The organism is Burkholderia sp. HAN2018, from assembly GCF_024704855.1.
Taxonomy (GTDB): domain Bacteria; phylum Pseudomonadota; class Gammaproteobacteria; order Burkholderiales; family Burkholderiaceae; genus Burkholderia; species Burkholderia cepacia.
The window spans coordinates 10,651-28,603 of sequence record NZ_QOBB01000002.1 but is presented as its reverse complement, the minus strand read 5'-3'; the positions used below and the strand labels follow the sequence as shown (position 1 = coordinate 28,603).

The window sequence follows — 17,953 nt, the reverse complement described above, 5'->3', positions numbered from 1 at the left end:
TCGATGCCCGATACCGTGTCGAAAACCGCCATGCCGGACTCCACGCGACCCGCTCGCCTGAACTTCGCGCTCATGTTGCCGCTTCTGCTGGCGGCCCAGCCGGTGGCGACCGACAGTTACCTGCCGGCGCTGCCCGAAATCGCCGCCACGCTGGGCTCCGCCAGTGTCAGCCTCACGGTTTTCGCGCTGATATTCGGTGTCGGGCAATTGCCGATGGGCAGCCTTTCCGACCGGTTCGGCCGCCGCCCCGTCCTGCTGACCGGCCTTGCGCTCTATGCGCTGTCCGCACTGGCCGCTGCGCTGGCCTCAACCGCGGCGATGCTGGTGGCCGCTCGCGCGATGCAGGGGCTGGCCATGGCCGCGATACTGGTATGCGCCCGTGCGACAGTGCGCGACCGGTATTCGGCTGGCGACGGCCCGTACGTAATGGCGCGCGGTTTCATGGGGATGGGGATGATGGCGTTCCTCGCCCCGATCCTCGGTGCGTATGTCGCACAGCAGGCCGGATGGCGATGGGTGCTCGCCGGGATGAGCGTGTATGCGCTCGGGTTGCTCGTCATGTGCTGGTACGGCTTCGAGGAGAGCTTCGCGCGAAGCGCGCCGAGCCGGGACTCGAACCGGGAGGTGCGCGAGATACTCGGCAATGCCCCGTTCAGGGTATGGACACTGCTGGCCGCGTCGACGTACACCGGCATGTTCTGCTTTCTGCTGCTGTCTCCGGCTATCTACATCGGGCAGCTCGGCATCTCGCCCCAGCGTTATGGCTGGATACCGGCGGGCGGTACGCTCGTCTATGTCCTGAGCACGTTTGGTTGCCGCGTGCTGCTGCGCCGTCAAAGCATGTTGCGAACGGTGCGGCAAGGCGCAACGCTGAGCCTCTGCGGCGCAGTGATCCAGGCATTGGGGTGCGCGCTGCTTCCCGGCAGCATCTGGCCGCTGCTCGTCGGGCATGGCGTGTATTGCCTCGGCCACGGAATCCATCAGCCGTGCGGGCAGGCAGGGGCGGTCAGCGGCCTGCCTCACCTTGCAGGCCGCGCCGTATCCTGGTCCGGCTTCATCATGATGTTCTTCGCGTTCAGCGTAGGACAGACGGCAGCGGGATTCGCCGATCCGCGTTACCAGTCGGGCGCGTGGCCGATGGTTGTGCCGATGCTCGTCGTCGGCGTGACGCTGGTAACGATTGCGTATGCGTGGCTGCCAAAAGTCATCCACGCGACCTTGGTCGCCAGGTAATCTCCTCGATTTCCACGATCCGGCGATCTGCCGCAGCGCAAGGATCACACGCGTCAAAGAGACCGGGCTCTCACCGGCCCGTTACGTGCCGGCTGCGCGGGTCGGGCGTGCGAACGGCTGGAGCGGGCCGACAGGCCGCTCGAACGGATAGCCGAACGATCGGGATCCGCAAGCGTGGACGCGTTACAGCGTGCGTTTGCAAAATGCGTCGGCGCATCGCCGCGGGACTATCGTGCGCGGTTCGGGCAACCACGGCGGGCAAACCCGAAGACATCGGTTTCAGGCAACGCAACACGCATGGCGCCGGCAGAATCATGCACAATGCACCGCATCTGAGTGGCGGAGATTTGCCTGTGGGGATCAACTTCGATTTAACCGACTTGCAGGCATTTCGCGCCGTAGTGGAAACGGGGAGCTTCCGAAAGGCCGCCGACGCAGTCAACCTCTCCCAGCCGGCCTTGAGCCGTCGTATCGACAAGCTCGAGGAAGCGCTCGGCGTACGACTGTTCGAGCGCACCACGCGCAGCGTCTCGCTCACCACGGTCGGTCGCGTGTTCGCGCAGAGTGCCGAACAACTGCTCGACGATCTCGATGCCGCCCTGCTCGGCATTCGCGACGTTTCATCGAGCCGCCTCGGCCATGTGACGATCGCATGCGTGCCGTCGGTCGCCTACTACTTTCTTCCCGCCATCGTCGCGCGCTATCATCAGCGCTTTCCGCGCATCAGGGTGAAGCTGCTCGATGCAAGCGCCAACGAGGTGCTCGGGGCCGTCATCAGCGGCGAGGCGGATTTCGGCGTGAGCTTCATCGGCAGCCAGGAGGCTGAGATCGAGTTCAAGGTGTTGCTCCAGGAACGGTTCGTTGCCGCCTGTCGCCGCGACCACCCGCTCGCACGCAAGAAGCGCGTGACCTGGAACGAGCTTTACGAGCACGACTATGTGTCGGTCGACAAGACTTCCGGCAACCGTCTGCTGCTCGACCAGGCGCTGACCGCCGTCGCGCCGCGCGCGCCGAGCGTCTGCGAGACACGCCACGTGACGACCCTGCTCGGATTGATCGAAGCGGGGCTCGGCGTCGCCGCGGTCCCCTCGATGGCGATGCCTGGGCATGACCACCCGATTCTCACGAGCGTGCCGCTCGTCGAACCGGTCGTCAAACGACGCGTGGGAATCGTGAAGCGGCGCGGACGACCGCTCACGCCGGCCGCCGAGGCATTTCATCGGATGGTCATCGAGGCGAAGCGTGGCGGAACCGCAAGCAGTGGCGCATCGGCGTAACGACGACAGAGAGACACGAAGGAAGACCGGACAGTGAGGTTGGCCAGGCCGCTTGGATCGCTTTACGTGCAGGTTCTGCTCGCGATGATGCTCGGCATGGGCATCGGTCACGCATGGCCCGCGGCGGGCGCGATGCTCAAGCCCCTCAGCGATGCGTTCGTCGGCCTGGTCAAGATGACCATCGCCCCGATCGTCTTCTGCACGATCGTCTCGGGCATCACGTCGCTGGCGAACGGGAAGGCGATCGGCCGCACGATCGTGCGGGCACTGGCGCTCTTCTATCTATTGACCGCCGCTGCGCTCGCGCTCGGACTCGTCACCGCATATGTGCTGCAGCCCGGCGCCGGCATGCACGTCGACGTCAGCCACCTGGATGCAGGCATCCTCGCTCCGTATGCGAAGCATGCGGAGCCGCGGGGGCTTGTGGCGTTCGGGCTGAGCGTGATTCCGGACACGATGCTCGGCGCGTTCGCCAAAGGCGAAGTATTGCCGGTGCTGCTGCTGTCGCTGTTGTTCGGCTTCTCGCTGAATGCGCACCCGCGGGCCGGCCGGCCCGTTCTTGCGCTGATCGACGGTGTCGCCCAGGTCGTCTTTCGCGTGCTCGCGATGATCATGCGGCTCGCGCCGCTCGGCGCATTCGGCGCGATGGCGTTCACGGTGGGCCGTTTCGGCATCGGTTCGGTCGGCTCGCTCGCGAAGCTGATGGCGTCCTTCTACGTGGCCTGCGTGCTGTTCGTCGCGCTGGTGCTCGCACCGCTCGCGCGACTGCACGGTTTCGCGCTGTGGCGGCTCTTGCGCTACATGCGCGAAGAATTGCTCATCGTCCTCGCGACGTCGTCCACGGAGCCCGTTCTGCCGCGTCTGATCGTCAAGCTGGAGGCACTCGGCTGCGACAAGGGCATCGTGGGGCTCGTGCTGCCGGCGGGCTATTCCTTCAATCTGGACGGTACCGCGATCTATCTGACGCTCGCGGCATTGTTCATCGCCCAGGCGTGCGACGTGCCGCTCTCCGCGTCGCAGATCGCGGTGATGCTCGCCATCATGCTGCTCACGTCAAAGGGGGCGGCCGGTGTTTCCGGTAGCGGGCTGGTGGCGCTGGTCGCCACACTCGCCGTCATGCCCGACCTGCCCGTCGCCGGCGTCGCACTGCTGGTCGGCATCGATCGCTTCATGTCGGAGGCGCGCGCCCTGACAAGCGTGATCAGCAATGCCTGCGCGGTGATCTTCGTTTCGCTGTGGGAAGGTGCGTGCGATCGCATGCGGCTTGCGCAGAGGCTCGCCATGGCCGGCCCGGCATCCCCGAACGGGGCCGATGAAGGCAGTACCGCAGGGGATGCCGGCGGCAACGGGAAGACTTTGTGACACAAGCCTTCCCGCGGGTCGGACTCAATGCGCGGGGACGGCATCCAGTCCGGTTGTTTTCACGTCAGCCTGCACGTCGGGCGACGCCAGATAATCGAGCAGCGCCTTCGCTTCCTTCGGATGCTGCGCGCCGACGGGGATGCCGGCAGCGAAGCGCGTGACGGACTGCAGCGATTCGGGAATCTTGCCGACGAAGGTCGCACCGTGGACGGGCAGCAGCTCGCTGACCTGCTGGAAGCCGATTTCGTAGTCGCCGTTCGCGACGACAGAAGCCACCGGAATCCGCGGGATCATCTTCGCCTTGGACTTCACCTGCTCCTCGATGCCGAGTTTCTTGAACAACTCGCGTTCGATATACACGCCGCTCGCGCTGTCCGAGTAGGCGATCGACTTCGCGTGCAGCAGCACCTGCTTGAGACCTTCGGTGGTGCTGATGTCGGGTTTTGCCGCGCCGTCGCGCACGACCATGCCGATGCGCGAATCGGCGAGCTCGACGCGGGATCCGGGGATGACCTTGCCTTGCTTGATCAGTTCGTCCAGCGCGTAGCCGACCATGATGACGGCGTCGGCGGGCTCGCCGCGCGCGAGCCGGTTCGGAATCGCTTCGGGCGACTTGCCCATCGACGGGCCGAGCGCGGTGTCGAGCGTATTGCCAGTCGTCGACGCGAACCGCGGGCCGAGCAGTTTATAGGCGGCCGTGAAGCCACCCGAGCTCATCACGTGGAGCTCGGCCGCCTGCACGTTGGCCGCAAACGCCGCGGTGGCGACGAGCGCGGTCGCGCAAAATTTCAGGAGCTGATTTCTCATGGTCGTGGTCATGCGAATTCGTGTGTGTGGGTGAAGTTTCGGATGGGCTATCAATGCGCCGGCGTGAGCGTCGCCGTGCGGTGACGGTAGAGCGCGAAGGTCGCAAGCAGCGCGCACACCGCGGCGAAGCTCATCCAGTAGCCGGGTGCGGCCTTGTCGCCCGTCATGTGAATGAGCCCGGTCGAGATGGCCGGCGTGAAGCCGCCGAACACGGCCGTCGCGAGGCTGTAGGCGAGCGAGAAGCCCGCGACACGCACCTGCACCGGCATCACTTCGGTGAGCGCGACGACCATCGCACCGTTATAGATCCCGTACATGAACGAGAGCCAGAGCAGGACGAGCAGCATGTTGGCGAACGACGGCGCGTGAGCGAGGAACGACAGCGCCGGATAGGCGGTCAGGACGGTGAGCATCGTCATGCCGACCAGCAGCGGCCGACGGCCGAACCGATCGGACAGCGCACCGCCGATCGGCAGCCACACGAAGTTCGACACGCCGACGCAGAGCGTCACGAGCAGGCTGTCGGCGGTGCTCAGATGCAGCACCGTCTTGCCGAAGGTCGGCGCGTAGACGGTGATCAGATAGAAGCTCGTGGTGGTCATCGCGACGAGCATCATGCCGGCGACCACGACGCCCCAGTTCTGAACCAGCGTGCCGAACACTTCCTTCATGCCCGGGCGATGCTTGCGCGCCTTGAACTCCTGGGTTTCCTCCAGGTTGCGGCGCAGCATGAAGATGAACGGCACGATCATGCAGCCGACGAAGAACGGCACGCGCCATCCCCAGGTGGCGATCTGCGATGCGCTCAGCCACTGATTGAGCGCAAAGCCGAGGCCCGCCGCGATGACGATCGCAACCTGCTGGCTGGCCGATTGCCAGCTGGTGAAGAAGCCCTTGCGGCCGGGCGTTGCCAGCTCGGCGAGATAGACCGATACACCGCCCAGCTCGGCGCCTGCGGAGAAGCCCTGCAGCAGCCGCCCGATCAGTACGAGCACGGGCGCCAGCAGTCCGATCGACGCGTAGCCCGGCACGAACGCAATCAGGATGGTGCCGCTCGCCATGATGGACAGCGTGACGATCAGGCCCTTTCGGCGGCCTACCTCGTCGATGTACGCGCCCAGCACGATTGCGCCCAGCGGCCGCATCAGGAAGCCGGCGCCGAACACGGCGAAGGTCATCATCAACGAAGCGAACTCGCTTTGCGCAGGGAAGAAGACATTGGCGATCTGCGTGGCGTAGAAGCCGAACAGGAAGAAGTCGAACTGCTCGAGAAAATTGCCGGCCGTGACGCGAAAGATCGCGGCGGCCTTCGAACGTTCGGCCGGAAGGCTGGACGAGGGGTGCATCGAGGTGTCTCCTGAAAATCCGGAAATATGCGGGGCGGGTCGATTGTGGTTTTCCGGAATGTTCGCTCGACGTCGATCAAACGATAAGTGCGATTTTTGGAAGAATTGATGCAAGGAGGTTATCAATCGACACGGCCTCGCCAGTTTCGATCAGCACCTGCACGGCGTGCGACGTCGGTGGGCATCACGAGATGTCGAGCTGATCAAGCGAAACACTCGGCGACTGCTCGCCAGGATCGCCCACGGTCGCCAGCGCAGCATGCTGCCTGACGAGGTGTCCGAGAAGGACCCGATGGAGTTCGACGGAGAAACCCGGGCGACCATCAAGCAGGCGATCGTCCGCCTGGCGGATCTGCTTTTTGGCGACGCCGGTTACCGTGCGACAGGCGCCAGCGGACCAGCTCGTCCGCGCCGGGACCCTCCTGGATCTCCAAATCCGCCGCGTTGGTCTGCTCCCCCGTCTCCTGATCGATAAAGCTCCACCGCACCTCGGCTCCCGTCTTTCGATTCACGAACTTCATCGGAGGCGCCGAAGCTCCGGAAACTTCCAGACTGTCCCCAATCTGGGCGAGTACCGGCATCACCGGGGCGATCTGCCAGCCCTTGTGAGTCAGGAGATATTCAAATCGCTCCGGATTCACCTGATAGCGCCTACGCTCAACGAGGCCGTTGGCCTCCAGATGCTTGAGCCGGTCGCTGAGCGTCGCGTTGGTTATGCCGGACGACTGGCGAAACTCGTCGTACCGGCTGAGCCCGCAGACAAGGTCGCGAAGTATCAGCAAGCCCCATCGGTCACCGATCGCCGCCATGACGCCGGCAATCGGGCACACCATTCCGTCAAAACCCTTCGAGCGCATGAGCCGTTTCCCAGATTAGCCCCGGCGATCGTCGCCGAGGGTGAGTCTCATTATAAGAGTCGCACGAGCATCGACTGGACGTTTCCACCCAAGAGCCCTTCGCCCTCCCGGTTCAAGTGTCGAAAAGTCCTTGTCTTGCGGGACACTCACTCTTATTATAAGAGTGAGTGTCCCGCTTGTTGACCGGCGTCGTCGGTGGGCGTCCGTAGCATCGAACTCAAGGAAACCATCATGCCTTCCCATGCCACTTCCAGAATCTTCGTCATCGGTGGTACAGGCGCGCAGGGCCTGCCTGTCATCAGCGCGCTCGTCGCGGACGGCAAGTATTCCGTTCGCGCGTTGAGCCGAGATCCCGATTCCCGGCGCGCCAAGGCGCTGCTCGCACTCGGCAACGTGTCGATCCTGAAAGGCACGTTTGCCGACGAAGCCGTTCTGCGGGCAGGCTTTCGCGGCTGCGACGGTGCGTACATCAATCTGGACGGGTTCAACACCGGCGAGAAAACGGAGATCTACTGGGCGATGCGTTGCTACGAAATCGCGCTGGAAGAAGGCATCAAGTTCTTCGTGTATGGCAACCTCGACTACGCGCTCAAACAGGCCGGCTACGATTCGCGCTTTCGTGCTGGCCACTACGACGGCAAAGGCCGCGTAGGCGAATGGATCCTGTTCCAGAACCAGACGAACCGGGACCGCATGGGCGCGGCCGTGTTCACCACCGGGCCATACATGGAGATGGCCATTTCGGCGATGACGCCGATGATGCCCTTCGTCGAGGACGGAGTCGTCACCTGGCGCGTGCCGCTCGGCAACGGTGCGGTGCCGCATGTCGCACTGGAGGATTGCGGCTACTACGCGCGCTGGCTGTTCGATCACCCGGAGCGCGCGAACGGCATGGATCTCCAGGTCGCCATTGAGCATGTCGAGTACGGGAAGCTGGCCGAGGCATTCGAACGGGTAACGGGGCATCCTGCGCGCTACATCGACACTGATCTGGACACTTACTGGAACGGCCCGCTCAAGATGGCGGCGAGCTCGCCCGCCGGATACAACGCGGACCCGAATGACAAGAGCACGATGAGTTTCCGCGACAACTTCACTGGATTCTGGAACATCTGGAAGCACGACGTCATCCGCCGCGACTACGCGCTACTCGACGAAATCCATCCGAACCGCATCCGGACCGTCGAGCAATGGCTTCGACGAGAAGACGAGCGTGGCCAGCAGCAAGGCAAAGGAAGTCTCTGGGAGCGGGTGCAGCCGGAAACCCTGTTCAAGTCGGTGCCGCTTCTGAAGCTGTCCGAAGACGGCAGAAAAGGCGCGCTTTAATCTACGGCATCACGTCCAGTAGACACCGGGAATTCGATCAATGTTTAGTCAACCTAATGGACGTCGGAAATGAATCAGATCGTCGAGATCCGGAAGAACGGCGGGACGGGCTTGCTGGGTGTGCTGATCGTCTGGGGATTAGCCGTTGCCGCGGCGGCCGAAGCGGGGGTTTATCGAGCGGTCTACCCGCTGGGGCTCGCCTGCCTCATTGCCCTCGGTATCGTGGCGCCAGTCGCCGTTTATTCGATGTCCCGGAGCTTTCGCACATACATCGCGACCATCGGGCTAAGAACGCTGACGGCGTTTCATATCTGGCGGATTGCGGCCGCGCTGGTCTTCTTCTGGTACGGGGCGCACGATCTCCTGCCGGAAGCATTCGTCAGGAACGCCGGCTGGGGCGACCTCATCGCGGGGTTGATGGCGTTCGGCGTCACCATGCTGCCGAAAACGCGCAACCGGTACCTGATCTTTCATCTGTTCGGGTTCGCAGATTTCGTCGTGGCGGTCGGTACGGGATTGACCTACTTCCTGCTCAACGATCCCCGCATGTCCGGCATCCAGACGCTGCCGATGGCATTGATCCCGTTCTACGGCGTCGGAATTTCAGGAGCGAGCCACATCATGGCGTTCGACCTGCTGCGCCGCCGCCCGGGCCCCTCGAACGTGCGGTGAGGCTTGCCGAAGCAACGGCGCTAGTGCCCCCTGTACGAAACCCCTTCTTCAATCGGACAAGGAAATCATCGTGAACTTTCGTCGTACCCGTGCCGCAGCCAGTGTGCTGTTCGGCTTGCTGCTGTGCGGCCCCACGTTTCAGGACACCGCCTCGGCGCAGCCCGGTATCCCGTCGGCCGCCTCCGCCGGCGAAGCGACGGCGCCGTGGGACCAGAGCGCGAATCCGACGGCCGTTGAGAACGATGTCTGGTTCGACAACTACCGGTTCCGGGATGGCGAGACGCTGCCCCGACTGCGGATCCACTACGCAACGCTCGGCACGCCGCATCGCAATGCCCATGGCGCCGTTGACAACGCCGTCCTGGTCCTGCACTGGACCGGCGCGGACAGTCGAACGCTGCTGAGTCCGACTTACACAAAAGCCCTGTTCGACCGGGGACGTCCGCTCGACGCGAATCGCTACTACCTGATTTTTCCCGACAACGTGGGCCACGGCCAGTCGAGCAAACCGAGTGACGGGTTAAGGGCGAAATTTCCAAACTACGATTACGGCGACATCGTCGATCTCCAGCACAAGCTGGTGACCGAAACCTTGGGCATCGAGCATCTTCATGCGATTCTCGGCATGTCGATGGGCGGCATGAACGCCTGGCAATGGGCGGAAACATATCCCGACATGATGGACGGCGTCATGCCCGTGGTCTCGCTACCGATTACGGTCTCGGGCCGCAATCTGCTGTGGCGGCGCATGGTGATCGATGCGATCCGCTCCGATCCCGACTGGAAGAGCGGCGAGTACACGCAAACGCCCCGCGGCTGGGTCCAAGGCTTCGGGGTGTTGCGAATGATGATCGACAGTGCGCCCGCGCTACAGCAGGAAATTCCGGACGGCGCGGCGGCAAGCAAGTTTCTCGCGACCGTGCGCTTCCAGGCGGAGCATGTCGACGCGAACGACATTCTTTATTCGCTCAAGTCATCGTTTGACTACGATCCCGAGCCAGGGCTTTCCAGGATTCGGGCCAAGCTGTTTGCCCTGAATTTCTCCGACGACGAATTCAACCCTGACACCCTGCGCGTTCTCGAGCGACTTGTGCCGACGCTTCAGCATGGCCGGTATCTGGTGCAGCAGGGCACACCGTCGTCGCCGGGCCATTTCACGATGACTCGTCCCGATCTTTGGGCGCGGCATGTGGGCGAATTCATGCAATGGCTGGGCGATGCACCCTCGCAAGCGAGTCTTGGCGATATCTGGCCGATTCCGGTTTCAGCCGGCTCATGATGTGTTCTACGAGGGATGGGTCCGCGGCGACCGCTTCTGAATCTCGATGACGCAATTGAGCGGTCTATTGAAGTCTCGGCCAGTGGCAGCCACTGGCCGAGACTGTGTAGAAACGCGTTCGATCACCTGGGCTGGATCAATCCGTTCCGATGAGAGGCGACGATGGGGCGTTTTGTCGACGGCGAGGACCGCAAGCAAATAACGTTGCGTCCCGAATGTCTTGATGACTTCATCGCCGAGGACAGATCACTCCCGCTACACCGCTTGCATGAATTGAGCAGATGTCCCGACTGGGCCAGCGAGCGCTGGATCAGTTCGTTGGCCTGGGTATCGAGGGACGGCATATTTTCGGGCACAGCAGCGACCGAACCCATAAGCCCGACGATCAGGTCGGGCGGTTCGATCGCATATCCGCTGGGCGCGAGTACCCGGTTCACGTGGTGCCAGGGCGGCAGCCCCATATCCGGATGCAGTCGATCGATACCGCATATGCCGTCATGCAGGCACTCGACAAAGAGTGCGGCGTTATCGGCGAACCGTCACTGAAATTCAAGAGCGTTGAATTTTCGCTACCCAGAAAACATCACAAGTTTCGAGCCACGCCACACCTGCAGCGCTCGATGCGCAACGCTCGTACAGTTCCCGCCCGGTTGGTGACCCATTTGCTACATCGCTGGAACACAATCTTCGCCCCTCCTATTCGGCGGTTGCTCCAACAAGCGTGGTCACTGTAGGGTCTCAGCGAATCAGCCTTTCTGCCCCTATACAAATCAACAAGTTAGGCACGTTCATGAGAATTTTCTCTGTTGAAAATTCTCATGATTCGATATCGCGACCTACAAATTTCTCGTGAATGTGAACGTACCCTGGTTAGGAGAGTTTCGTGCTCGGTACGGTTGCCTTGTCACTGCTAATAGGGCCGCATCGTCCGGACGCCAACTCGTCTTCGCATGTCGCCGAAGTGCCCCTTACTTTCTGTTTGTCGGCACGCTCTCCATTCCAGCAGGCGCATATGCCGCCCCGGCATCCAGCGATTCGCCATCAAGCGAGCCAACTATCACAGACATAAATCGATCCAAATAAATTATCGAACTGTATGTTTGTACAGGTATCGTTCTATATTGAACAACGGCGGCAAGCTGCGACGAACTTCGTTGAGCGGTAGAAAGGTGGTACATCGTTTGGCAGCACAACTTCCGATTTTTCAACCTCAACATGTGGTAGAATTTCCGGAAGTTAACCTGCCCATTGGAGGCGCCTTTGTCGGAACCGTTTGAACTCAACGCGCAGCCTGAACGCTCTAGCGCATCGGTCGTAACAGACCGCGATGTAGTTGCAATGCGCCTTGCGCAACTTCACGAGACCCTCAGCGAAGAATTGCTACGGGAAGCGAATGAGCATGGCTATCGAGCGCGAATCGAGGCGACGGAGTTGCACGCGCCGACGGCGGCCGGGACGTTCCACTGGCATGCAACGCTCTTTCAAATTCGTCTCGCGTTGGCAGCTCTCGGCTGGACTAAACAGGATCAGCGAAATTGCCCGTTCATCGTTTCACCAGACCGCAAAGTTGCTATTGCGGTCATGACGGGAGACATGGATACGGGGCTGGAGATGGGAAACCCGACGAATCAGGCTTCGAAAGGCGCCGTGCTTCGTCAGGCGGTTGACCGGAATCGGCAGCTCGAGATGTTCGATCCAGCTATCATCACCGACCTCGCAAACTCCGAGGACGCCACGCAGCTGTGGATTTTGTTGTATCACGTTGCAGTTGGAGCAGACGGGAAGCCGGAATTGCGTGCAGAGCTATCCGCTCCGCGACGTTTCGACCGCAAGCAGATTGTGGAATGGTCGGAGCGACTCATTCTGGAAGCGCTGCGTCCGGAAAGCGAGCCGTTCATGGATCAAGATTCGCCGACTGGCCCGATTGAACCGACTGGTCCGATCGACGTCCCGGTCGAACGCCGTACAGGCACTCAGTAACTGAATAGAGAAGATGTTTTTTAATCCGTCTAGACTAGAATTCGCTCGCACGCGTCGTGGTTGGACGAAGGCACGCCTGGCAAAAGAGCTTGGCTTGCAGGTACGGTCGATTCAAGGCTACGAGTCTGGCGAATATGCTCCGGAACCGGACAAGCTCACACTAATATGTGATGTGCTCCGGTTTCCGGAAGAATTCTTCGCGGGCGACGACCTACCCACTATCGCTCCCCATTCCGCGAGCTTTCGTTCGATGTCGAAGATGTCGGCGACGCTGAGAAATGTCGCACTTGGCGCTGGGGTGACGGCATTCCTTCTGAATGATTGGATTGAAGACCGTTTCCGACTTCCTGAAGCAGATGTTCCCGACTTAAGTGACCTTTCGCCGGAAGACGCGGCTGCATCGCTTCGTCGGATGTGGGGCCTTGGTGAGGCACCGATCGGTAACCTGATTCACTTGCTCGAGTCCAAGGGGATCCGCGTCTACTCGCTTGCGATTGAAGCGCGTGAAGTCGACGCGTTCAGCGTTTGGCATCGTGATCATCCCTTCGTTTTCCTGAATACTATAAAGTCTGCCGAGCATAGCCGCTTCGATGCGGCGCACGAACTCGGCCATCTTATTCGTGACCGCCACAGCATGTTGCACGGCGCGGCTCACAGCCCGGACATGGAGCGCGAGGCAAATGCGTTTGCTTCTGCGTTTCTCATGCCAAGGGCCAGCATCTATGCACGTAGATCGGGCATGGTCACAATAGACAAGCTCATCCAGCTAAAGCAGAACTGGGGGGTATCGCTGGCGGCTTTAGCCTTCCGTATGAATCAGTTGGGGCTGTTGTCCGAGTGGACTTACCGCAATCTCTGTATCGAAATGGCAAAGAACGGCTACAGGACATCTGAGCCGAACCCCATACGCCGCGAGGTCTCGCAAGTATTGCGTAAAGTATTCGATGCATTACGTACGGACGGCATCAGCCGCACCGCGCTTGCGCGCGACCTTAGTGTTTCGCGAGAAGACATAGATAATCTGACCTTCGGCCTCGCACTATCCAGCGTGTCTTCTGTGTAAGCGCAAACGTTTCAACCTCTGCAGGCATTGTCCACACGGCAGATCGACTACGTGAGCATTCTTATATTGATGGAGTTGGAGAAAAAGGGGACCCTACCAGTGGGTCCAACCGGTCGACGCAGCGTCTAGTGTGCTGCGTCGACCGGTTGAATCCGCCACCCATCCCAGCCGTTCGGGTTTCGTTGAGCAATGTCTGCTTTGCAGTGCGGTCATACGTTCTGCGGAATTCAATGCAAGAAGAGCTGCTCAACATTGTCGCGACTAGTCAGATCTAGTAGCCCGCGGCGACGAGTTGCTTGAAGTCAGACACGAAATCTCGTCGTAAATAAAAGGCCCGGTATGCCTTCTCCACCATCGCGAAGTATTGGTCGGGCTTGTTCCACGTAACCTCGTTCAACACCTCGCCGGCCGGCCCCTCTTTGGCGTGATAGTCGTTGTACTTCACGAGATCCTCAAATCGGAAACCCAGGCGGGCGAGCTGCTGATAGGTGCGCCGTTCAACCGCATTTACCGGCTCGAAAAGGCTCGCTGGGACCGAGGGCGCAACGATGTGCTTGCGCGTCGTGAATACGTCGTCCCATCCCGAAAGCATCTGCTCGTAGTCAAGCAGACTCTCCGTTACTGGATCATGCAACCCACGATCTCGGCTCAGCTGCTTCTGCGCTCGGACAAAGTCCTTGTAGAGCGCAAAGTAAGCTAACGTTGCGCCCGAAGATACTGCAAACGAAATCGTCTCCCTTGCCAAGCGTGCGTTTTCCTTGTGGCCGCCAATGATGAAGTAGGCCTTAGTGAAGATTCCTTCGTCGCGAAGTCTCCTGAACAGATTCCTGATCACCTGGTTCGTGAACTTATCACCACCCGCCTTGATGCTGTGCCGTCGCGCTGCATTGCCCGACTCGACGCCGAACGCCAGCATGTTGCAGCCCGCCGCAGAGAGAAGGTTGACAAATCCCCCCCTCTCGCCCTGCGCTTCGTACGCGTCGAAGTCCTCAAGCCTAAAGATACCGCGCCAAGTCAGGCTGCCGCTCCGCTCGCGTCGGATTGTGGCAAGCCCGTTCAGGAACCGCTCGGCCCAGGCAACGCCCTCTTTCACTCGGACGCTCCCAGCGTTTTCCGGCGATGCGATCTGAGGGAGCAGGTTGTCATCGATGAACTGAATTCGCAAATTGGGATGCGAAGCCGCAAGCTGGCGTATTTCCTCCAAGATGGAGTCGACCTCGCGCCGACGCTCGCCTTTGCTCAGACTTCGTCGCTCGGTGCAAAAGCTGCAGTTCCAGTCGCAGCCCTTGGACATCACTACATGAGCCTCGTGAACGCGCCCCTTCACATCCCGCGTCCTGCCTGGCTCGTACTGCCCCTCAGGACCAGCGTACAACCTCCGGTCCAGTTGGATCTTCATCCAGCCCAAGTCCCTGACCGGCTTGTCCACGCCCGCAATGGCGGCCACGGGCAGCGCCTCAACGTCGCGCAGGGCGACGAAGCTGCTGTGCGGATTCGCAACCAACCCATTGCTCAGCGGCCAGGGGATCGGCGTCTTGAGCGCCTCAACCAACAGCTCGAGGTTGCCAACGGCATCATCGGAGATCGCGAAATCCCAGTTGTCTCGGTCGCCCTCATCTATCGCCGAAAACTGCCAGCCGTCAAGGTTGACTGCAGGCCCACCGACCACTAGAACAGGTCGCCCAGTCGCAGTGCGGATCCGGCTGAGCATCTGCCGAGTAGACCGAACCGTGCTGAAAACCGTGTTGAAACCGATCAGGTTGAACGTCTTGGCCCGATTGAATACATCGGTGGTCAAATGCGGGAACCGGTGACAGTCGACCAAATGGACGTCATGCCCAAGATTCGAAATGTGGGTTGCCAATAGCCCGAGGCCAAGTGGAGGCGTGCTGGTCTTCGATGCTGCCCGACCCGCGTCGGTTTGGACAGAGATCGGTGGCAGGACCAATAACACTCGCTTGACGAATTCAGCTGCTCGTTCGCGTGCGTCGATGACTTCGGGATGCATCTGACGGCCCAATGGGCCACCTTTATGCCCAAGACTGGGCCCAAATAGCTCCCTCGACACCGGGAAGTCCGTCAACGTGAACTTGGCCAGCTGAGCCGGCCACGGATCCTTCGAACTGTGCTCCTCGCGGTAGTGGTGCAAGAATTCCCGAGTCAGCCAAGGATGGCCGCCATCGAACGAGACGGCAATATCAACAATTTTGCCAAGCTTGGCACATAGCGCGCGGCCAGAGCCTAAAGACGCATCCGACGACGCCAACCGGACGCGCAGCACAGGAGAAAAGGCGAGGTCAAGCGCGGCCCATCGGATGGCCTCTTCTTCATCGTTGGCCATCGCCTCCAGCACATGGAATACATGCGCACTCGAGATGGAGACTGTGATCATCCCCGCCGCTAGCCGCTTGTCGCCACGCCAAGTCTTGGTCACCTCATTCTTCGGGTCCAGCCGGTTGAAAAAGCCGATTGGCTGTTCCATCGACTGTCGTGCGGCGTCGGGCTTCAAGCTGAACAGCGCCAGCGCTGTGGGTGCAATGTCGGCCTCTCGCTGAAGCAGCTCACCGATGTCAAACGGCCTTGCCATGGCCTTGGCGCATCGCGCTGATTCCTCGGCGAAGTCTGGGATCCCATCCGTGTCGATCACGCGTTTGAGGTTGGGATTGGCCACGCACAGGCGGGCCACACGGATGCGCAGCGCACGATCATGAGGGAGATGCTTGACCAGGGGTTCAAGGAAATCTCTGGCCTGGTCATCGAACCGACCTTCGAAGTCGGCCGAATAGCGTGACACGTAAAAAAGTAGTTCCTTGCGCAGGAATCCATCCCCGAATATGCAGCCGCGCATCACGTCGGGCAGGAGTGCCTTGAAATCGCCGAAGTTCTTCGCCAGCTTAGTGGTGGCGGCCAGGAATCTCCAGCACAGATCGAGGAACACCGTGTCGAGAATCGGCAGTCCGCCTGCTTTGACATGATCGGCCAATGCTTCAGAGATCGCCCTCCCTATCGTCTCCAATGCCGTCTTGAATTCCCGTCGATCCTTCATGGTCGCAGTGGCGCCGACATCGCTGAAGAAGTTCATTGCGGAACAAACTTGGCCCCAGTCGCGCTCAACATACCCGGATTGACACGCCTCCAACGCGGTCAATATCATTTCGGCACCAGCGGCCCCGTCTCGACTGTCGACTGCTCGCTGTGCGGCCAACTGGCGCTGAAACCAGTCTCGCGGGTTCGCCCATGGCCACTTGGCATTGGCCAAGAGTTCGGCAGCACATTCTTCCCAGGTGAACAACTGCCTGATGAGTGGCGCAAGTTCCATTGCGGCCTTCTTGCGGGCCGGGTACTCGCGCACCATCTTTTGAACTGCATCGCGCAGCGCATTCGTGTCCAGCTCGGAGGGTTGCCCGGCCGGTGATCCGCCGGCCATGACGACGGGAAGCACCCCAGCAAAATCCGAGTCCGGGAACCGATCCCGAAGTTGATCGACCAGGACAGCTAAGCCGGATTGAGTCGAACAGACCAATGGAACGCCTGCACAAAGCGCTTCCCAGCCAGCCAGCCCGAAGCCTTCGTGCCATGACGGCATCAGCGCCACATCGGCGTTGATGACGTAGTTATGCAGATCTTCCTGCTGGTTTGTGAACGGCATCGGTTCCAGTTCAAAAGCGGCGTCCTCCCTGACGTCCCTTTTCAACATGTCGATGAGCTCGCCGTCCTTCTCGGGATCGACACCACACGCATAGAAGTGCCCACGCAGCGCCCAGCGCCCAGGGGTTGCACTCGACCTCTCCGCGACATAGGCGGCTTTCACGGCGCGAACTGCCAGCACCCCGTTCTTGATTGGATCGTCCTCGAGGCCTAGTCTGCCGCTCATATAGAATCTCAGCGCTCCATCGCCCTCGGCTTGCGCCCTGATGGTTGAGCTCCCAGGTGTCAGTGCAATGACCCGGTCCTTGCGATCGCGACGTGCCTTCTGAAATCCATCGGCAAGCAGTGGCCCGATAGCAAACGCAAAGTCGGCAGCAGAGACAACGGCGTGCTGCCTGCGCGACTTCTCGAAGACGCTGGGCAACGCCTGCCCCTTGCGTCGCGAGTATTCGGCGTAGTCCATGTGACTAATCACTGCCGACTTCACCGACGTGTCGCGGCCCAGCCGAATCTGCAGATCCTTGGCACAGTCGATGGCCAATTGACCCGTCTTCAGGTCGTGCCCGATGACTAGCAGCCCTTCGATATCGGGCTGCGGCGTTTTCAGAACCTCTTTGAAAACTGCCTCCAGAACCACGTCGGCCTCAAAGGTCAAAGGACTGATGACCTCGACCTTCGAGGGAATCGCTGTCTTCAACGTCTCCTCAACGACGCAAATGCACCGGCCGCCCTTGGGAAGGATGTTGGCAGCCCCTCGCGCCAATCCCGTGTTGACCACGTTGATGCCACCATGCGCGCTGCCCCAACTGGTGGCAATACAGACAACGATGTAGGCCAATTCTCTCTCCCCTATTCATTTGACGGCTGAACCCACTTGCCAGACGGGCCGTTTCTGACCGCCTGTGTCTATTAACGGAGTCTAAGCGAATGTCCACCGCCCTGCCCAAGTGAGGATAAGGTAGCTTTCTAGCCGTGATCCCGACAACGATCACGAAGACTCACTAAGTACACCGGCTGGGCTATCCGACGTCGATACGATGCCGGTCCCACCATAGTTCCCAAACTTTGATTGCGGTGAGCGCCGTCGAGAGCACCGCGCCCCA

The 17,953-nt window shown here is 60.9% G+C and carries 13 protein-coding genes and 1 pseudogene; 10 read left to right on the top strand and 4 right to left on the bottom strand.

Annotated features, from left to right (window positions below; translation table 11 throughout):
• Window positions 1-30 precede the first annotated feature (30 nt).
• The 4 genes and pseudogenes from DPV74_RS00680 (at window position 31) to dctA (ending at window position 3,872) form a co-directional block, all read left to right on the top strand.
• On the top strand, window positions 31-1,233 hold the full coding sequence (locus DPV74_RS00680) for an MFS transporter (protein WP_027790153.1): 1,203 nt from the start codon (window positions 31-33) through the stop codon (window positions 1,231-1,233).
• Window positions 1,234-1,285: 52 nt separating this feature from the next.
• Window positions 1,286-1,569: pseudogene (locus DPV74_RS00675) on the top strand (helix-turn-helix domain-containing protein); the annotation flags it as partial.
• Window positions 1,570-1,586: 17 nt separating this feature from the next.
• Window positions 1,587-2,510, top strand: coding sequence for a LysR family transcriptional regulator (locus DPV74_RS00670; RefSeq protein WP_060083134.1), 924 nt, complete (start codon window positions 1,587-1,589; stop codon window positions 2,508-2,510).
• Between the two features lie 33 nt (window positions 2,511-2,543).
• Window positions 2,544-3,872, top strand: a complete 1,329-nt coding sequence (gene dctA, locus DPV74_RS00665; protein ID WP_119336326.1) for a C4-dicarboxylate transporter DctA — start codon at window positions 2,544-2,546, stop codon at window positions 3,870-3,872.
• Between the two features lie 24 nt (window positions 3,873-3,896).
• On the opposite strand, the gene DPV74_RS00660 is transcribed toward dctA, so the two are convergent.
• From DPV74_RS00660 to DPV74_RS00650, 3 genes are all read right to left on the bottom strand, one after another.
• On the bottom strand, window positions 3,897-4,679 hold the full coding sequence (locus DPV74_RS00660) for a substrate-binding domain-containing protein (RefSeq protein WP_060357175.1): 783 nt from the start codon (window positions 4,677-4,679) through the stop codon (window positions 3,897-3,899).
• Between the two features lie 50 nt (window positions 4,680-4,729).
• A complete protein-coding gene (locus tag DPV74_RS00655) occupies window positions 4,730-6,025 on the bottom strand; it encodes an MFS transporter (protein WP_027790157.1) in 1,296 nt (431 codons plus the stop codon).
• 323 nt (window positions 6,026-6,348) lie between these two features.
• Window positions 6,349-6,882 carry a helix-turn-helix domain-containing protein gene (locus tag DPV74_RS00650; protein WP_049098464.1) on the bottom strand — a complete coding sequence of 178 codons (534 nt, stop codon included), beginning with the start codon at window positions 6,880-6,882 and terminating at the stop codon, window positions 6,349-6,351.
• A gap of 231 nt (window positions 6,883-7,113) precedes the next feature.
• On the opposite strand from DPV74_RS00650, the gene DPV74_RS00645 reads away from it, so the two are divergent.
• From DPV74_RS00645 to DPV74_RS00620, 6 genes are all read left to right on the top strand, one after another.
• Window positions 7,114-8,208, top strand: coding sequence for an NmrA family NAD(P)-binding protein (locus tag DPV74_RS00645; protein WP_119336325.1), 1,095 nt, complete (start codon window positions 7,114-7,116; stop codon window positions 8,206-8,208).
• Between the two features lie 69 nt (window positions 8,209-8,277).
• A complete protein-coding gene (locus tag DPV74_RS00640) occupies window positions 8,278-8,880 on the top strand; it encodes a permease (RefSeq protein WP_119336324.1) in 603 nt (200 codons plus the stop codon).
• A 70-nt stretch (window positions 8,881-8,950) separates the two neighbouring features.
• The gene (locus tag DPV74_RS00635) at window positions 8,951-10,159 is read left to right on the top strand and encodes an alpha/beta fold hydrolase (RefSeq protein WP_240439894.1); all 1,209 of its coding nucleotides are present in this window, start codon (window positions 8,951-8,953) and stop codon (window positions 10,157-10,159) included.
• A 281-nt stretch (window positions 10,160-10,440) separates the two neighbouring features.
• On the top strand, window positions 10,441-10,893 hold the full coding sequence (locus tag DPV74_RS00630; protein WP_162922915.1) for a hypothetical protein: 453 nt from the start codon (window positions 10,441-10,443) through the stop codon (window positions 10,891-10,893).
• A 526-nt stretch (window positions 10,894-11,419) separates the two neighbouring features.
• Window positions 11,420-12,139, top strand: coding sequence for a hypothetical protein (locus DPV74_RS00625; RefSeq protein ID WP_154641580.1), 720 nt, complete (start codon window positions 11,420-11,422; stop codon window positions 12,137-12,139).
• Window positions 12,140-12,152: 13 nt separating this feature from the next.
• Window positions 12,153-13,202, top strand: a complete 1,050-nt coding sequence (locus DPV74_RS00620; RefSeq protein ID WP_162922914.1) for an XRE family transcriptional regulator — start codon at window positions 12,153-12,155, stop codon at window positions 13,200-13,202.
• Window positions 13,203-13,473: 271 nt separating this feature from the next.
• On the opposite strand, the gene DPV74_RS00615 is transcribed toward DPV74_RS00620, so the two are convergent.
• A complete protein-coding gene (locus DPV74_RS00615) occupies window positions 13,474-17,688 on the bottom strand; it encodes a radical SAM protein (RefSeq protein ID WP_240439893.1) in 4,215 nt (1,404 codons plus the stop codon).
• Window positions 17,689-17,953 lie beyond the last annotated feature (265 nt).